This is a genomic window from Methylobacterium soli, from assembly GCF_008806385.1.
GTDB lineage: Bacteria > Pseudomonadota > Alphaproteobacteria > Rhizobiales > Beijerinckiaceae > Methylobacterium > Methylobacterium soli.
The window spans coordinates 141,974-142,295 of the sequence record NZ_VZZK01000011.1 but is presented as its reverse complement, the minus strand read 5'-3'; the positions used below and the strand labels follow the sequence as shown (position 1 = coordinate 142,295).

At 69.9% G+C, this 322-nt stretch carries 1 pseudogene; it reads left to right on the top strand.

From position 1 onward, the window contains the following. A pseudogene (locus tag F6X53_RS33160) lies at nt 1-322 on the top strand (MFS transporter); the annotation flags it as partial.

Below are 322 nucleotides of genomic sequence, written 5' to 3'. Positions count from 1 at the left end.
ATCATCAGCTTCGGCACCGCCCATCTCGGGCCGGCCGTCGCCTTCTGGGTGCTCGGCGCCATGGCGGTGCTCGCCATCGTGGCAACCGCGACCACGCCGGGCCACTGCTACAACGGGCGCCGGGCGGTCGGCTGGAAGGAGGACGACGCCGACGACAAGCCGGAACGCGCCAGGACCCGCAGCATCCTGTCGAACCGCAAGTTGCTGGTGCTGGCGGTGGCGCTGGCGCTGTTCAATCTCGGCAATGGCGGCATGCTGACCCTGCTCGGCCAGAAGCTCGTGGCCACGGCCAATGATGCCACCGCCTGGACGGCCCGCTACG